4 protein-coding genes and 1 pseudogene are annotated in these 3,628 nt (G+C 60.8%); 3 read left to right on the forward strand and 2 right to left on the reverse strand.

Translation table 11 applies throughout. The features are described 5' to 3' along the window. The 3 genes and pseudogenes from ACOVQ0_RS01235 to ACOVQ0_RS01245 form a co-directional block, all read left to right on the forward strand. Positions 1 to 365, forward strand: a pseudogene (locus ACOVQ0_RS01235) (fatty acyl-AMP ligase); the annotation flags it as partial. 91 nt (positions 366 to 456) lie between these two features. Beyond that, on the forward strand, positions 457 to 726 hold the full coding sequence (locus ACOVQ0_RS01240) for a hypothetical protein (protein ID WP_421879092.1): 270 nt from the start codon (positions 457 to 459) through the stop codon (positions 724 to 726). A gap of 84 nt (positions 727 to 810) precedes the next feature. Continuing rightward, positions 811 to 2,748, forward strand: coding sequence for an alkyl/aryl-sulfatase (locus tag ACOVQ0_RS01245; RefSeq protein WP_421879095.1), 1,938 nt, complete (start codon positions 811 to 813; stop codon positions 2,746 to 2,748). Here the strand turns inward: ACOVQ0_RS01245 and ACOVQ0_RS01250 are convergent. Together ACOVQ0_RS01250 and ACOVQ0_RS01255 are read right to left on the reverse strand one after the other, a co-directional pair. Next, positions 2,745 to 3,128 (reverse strand): c-type cytochrome, encoded by a 384-nt coding sequence (locus ACOVQ0_RS01250; RefSeq protein WP_421879098.1) that lies wholly within the window; start codon positions 3,126 to 3,128, stop codon positions 2,745 to 2,747. The two genes, ACOVQ0_RS01245 and ACOVQ0_RS01250, sit on opposite strands and share 4 nt — an antisense overlap. A 254-nt stretch (positions 3,129 to 3,382) precedes the next feature. Next, positions 3,383 to 3,628: acetyl-CoA carboxylase biotin carboxyl carrier protein subunit (locus ACOVQ0_RS01255; protein WP_421879101.1), on the reverse strand; the 246-nt coding region annotated here is incomplete at its 5' end.

The following is a 3,628-nucleotide window of genomic DNA, read 5'->3' on the forward strand; positions in this document are numbered from 1 at the left end:
TCGGCCGCGCCAAGGACATGATCATCATCAACGGCAAGAACCACTGGCCGCAGGATATCGAATGGGCCGTGGAACAGCTTCCGGGCTTCCATCAGGGCGATATCGCGGCATTCTCGGTGGAAACCGAAAATGGCGAAGAGGCCCCCGCAGTTCTGGTGCATTGCCGCGTGTCCGATCCGATCGAGCGGGTGAAGCTGCGCGATCAGATCCGCGACAAGGTGCGGTCGATCACCGGCATGAACTGCGTGGTCGAACTTGTGCCTCCGCGCACGCTGCCGCGCACCAGTTCCGGCAAATTGAGCCGCGCCAAGGCCAAGAAGCTCTATCTCGCAGGTGAGATTGCGCCCTATCAACTGGCGGCCTGATAGCTCGAAACCGGCAGAAAACATCCGTTTTGGCTTGACGTCACTCCGTTCTTGCGATTCCTTCAAACCGGGAATTGGGAGAGGACGGAAAATGGCTACGGCAGAATCGCCACGAAAAGGCGTGCCGCAGGAATTGTCGGGCGTTGTGATTGGGTGGAAGCATCAGGACATTTCGCGCAACATCCAGTTGACGGTGCAATCGACGGTGGCCGCACGACCGACGCCGGATGCGGTCGACACGCATCACCTGCTGATGACACGCAATCAGGCCATGCTGCTCGCACAGTATCTGATCCGGCTGACGGGTCAGCAACCGCCCGTGCCGACCAAGCGCGGATGGCTGCAACGCCTGTTTGGCTGATAGCTGCTTTCCCACTTCCCTAATCAAGCGATTAAGGTCAATCTGCTCCTGAAGCTGCCGCCATAATGACAGCCGGGAGAGAACATGACATCGACAAACTTGCGCCGCAGGCTGCTGGTCAGCGCCTTGTTCCTCCTCGCGCCGCTTCCTGCCGCAGCTGAACCAGCCAGCGATGCCACGCGCAAGGCCAATGAGGCCGCACTTGCAGACTTGCCGATGGCAGACCGGCGCGATTTCGATTTCGCGTCACGCGGGTTTGTGGCCACACTGAAAGACCCTATTATCCGCGATGCTGCGGGAAAACCCGTGTGGAACACCCAAGGCCTCGGGTTCGCAACGGGCGATGCGCCCCCCAGCGTCCACCCCAGCCTGTGGCGTCACACGCAAGTTCTTGGCAAAGCCGGGCTATTCAAAGTGACCGACCGCATCTGGCAGGTGCGCGGATTCGACGTGGCGAACGTGACGTTTGTTCGGGGAGGTAAAGGCTGGATCGTCATAGATCCGCTCACCGCCACTGAAACCGCTGCTGCAGCCTATGCGCTGATCTCTGAAAAGGTGGCAAAACTGCCGGTCACCGGCATGATCTACACGCACAGCCATGTCGATCATTTCGGCGGGGCGGGCGCGTTCAGTGCTGCGATGGCCAAGGATGCGCCGATCCTCGCCCCGCAGGGCTTTACGCGCGCGGCTGTGAGCGAAAACGTGATCGCAGGCCCCGCAATGGGTCGGCGCGCGGGATATCAGTTCGGCCTTGGCCTGCCCAAAGGACCGGAAGGTTCGATGGGATCGGGCATCGGCATGGGCGTGGCCGCAGGTTCACGCAGCCTTGTTCCACCAACGCGCGAGATTTCGGAAACAGGCACGGAACTCACCATTGATGGCGTGCGCATCCGCTTTCAGGTAACCCCCGGAACCGAAGCGCCTGCCGAAATGAACTTTGGCTTTCCCGATTGGAACGTGGCCGACCTTGCCGAAAATGCCAATGTTACCCAGCACAATATCCTCACACCGCGCGGCGCGGTTATCCGCGATGCCAAGGCATGGGCGCAAGGTCTGACCGAGGCAATGGACTTTTTTGCAGGGGCCGAAGTGCTTATCGCCAGTCACGGCTGGCCGCGCTTTGGTGCAGGCGAAATCACCGACTATCTCGGCAAGCACCGCGACGCTTACGCCTTCCTGCACGATCAAACCGTGCGGCTGATGAACAAAGGGCTGACCGGCCCGGAAATCGCTGCGACGCTCACCCTGCCACCCGCGCTGGCGAAACAGTGGTACGACCGGCCTTACTACGGTTCCTACAGCTTCAATTCGCGCGCGGTCTATCAGTTCTACATGGGTTGGTACGATGGCAACCCGGTTCACCTTGCCCCACTACCGCCCGAAACAGGCGGAAAACGCTATGTCGAGGCGATGGGCGGCGCGGCGCGGGTCAAGGCATTGGCGGAAGAGGCTTTTGCCAAGGGCGACTATGCCTGGGCCGCCGAACTGCTCGACAAGGTGATCTTTGCCGATGCGTCCGATAGTGCCGCCAAGACCCTTCTGACGCGCACCTACCGGCAGTTGGCCTACCAAAGCGAGAACGCATTGTGGCGCAACATGTACCTGACCGGCGCAAGCGAACTTGAAAATGGCGTGGCCGCCGCAGACCCGACCGGTGGGGCAGCGCTCGTCAGCCAGTTGCCGCCGTCGGACCTGTTTGATGTTCTGGCCGTGCGGCTCGATCCCGCAAAGGCAAAAGATGGTACTGTCGCGCTCGGGTTCGTCTTCCCAGACAAGCACGCACAGCACACCGTGACGGTGGCCAATGGTGTGCTGGTCCACCGCCCCGGCCTGCGCGATGGGCGGCAGGCAACACTGACCGTGCGCTATGCCGATCTGCTCGCCGCGCTGTTTACCGGACAGCCGCTGGCGGCAAAGGTCGCTTCAGGTGAAGCAAAAATCGAAGGGGATCCGGCTGCGTTTGCCCGCCTGATCGGCTGGCTCGACAAGCCGGACCCCGCCTTCAATATCGTTACGCCTTAGGGAACAGGCTTCTTGAGATAGGCGATAATGTTCGCGCGGTCAGCCGGATTGGGCAGACCTGCAAATGCCATCGACGTGCCCGGCACCACAGCCGAAGGCTTGGCCAGCCACTTGTCCATCGTGGCGTCGTTCCAAGTCAGCTTTGCCTTCTGCATTGCTGCCGAATACTTGAATCCTGCGGCAGAACCGGACTTGCGACCAGCGATCCCGGCAAGGTTCGGCCCCATCTTCGCAGGGGCGCCCGCCTTCACCGCATGGCAAGCGACGCAGCGCATGAACACCTTCTTGCCCGCAGCCGCATCCTGCGCATAGGCCGTACCGCCCGCCAGCGCCGAAACCGCGAGACCTGCAATCAACACTGCACCCGTCAACTTGCTCATCTGGACACCTGCCCTGTTCTAAAAAACCGGTCCCCGCTCCACCGCGAAGCCTGAAGACCTCTCATCAGCTTTGCGCGCTTTATCCTGCCTGAACGGTTTTGCGCCATAGCCAAAAGGGAGCAGGCCTTCAAAAAGGCGTATCTCCCCGACAGGTGGACTCAGAAAGGCAATACCCGCACACAAAAAAGCCCCCTCCTCTTCAGAGGAGGGGGTTGGGGGTGGTGGAAACGCCGCGCGAAAAATCGCGCCCGCACTCACTCCATTTCGAGAATGATCGCATCCACGGCCAGACTGTCGCCCGCCTTGGCGTTGACGGTCTTCACCTTACCTGCCTTTTCGGCGCGCAGGATGTTTTCCATCTTCATGGCTTCCACTACGGCCAGCGGCTGCCCGGCTTCCACCGTATCACCTTCGCCCACATTCAGCGACACCAGCAGACCCGGCATCGGGCAGATCAGGAACTTCGAAAGATCGGGCGGGATCTTTTCGATCATGTGCTT

It is taken from the genome of Novosphingobium sp., from assembly GCF_049240505.1.
Taxonomy (GTDB): domain Bacteria; phylum Pseudomonadota; class Alphaproteobacteria; order Sphingomonadales; family Sphingomonadaceae; genus Novosphingobium.

Bases quoted from the DNA above. Each gene is read 5' to 3' on its own strand.
- ACOVQ0_RS01245 (WP_421879095.1), top strand. From the start codon at position 811: ATGACATCGACAAACTTGCGCCGCAGGCTGCTGGTCAGCGCCTTGTTC.
- ACOVQ0_RS01250 (WP_421879098.1), bottom strand. From the start codon at position 3,128: ATGAGCAAGTTGACGGGTGCAGTGTTGATTGCAGGTCTCGCGGTTTCG.
- ACOVQ0_RS01240 (WP_421879092.1), top strand. From the start codon at position 457: ATGGCTACGGCAGAATCGCCACGAAAAGGCGTGCCGCAGGAATTGTCG.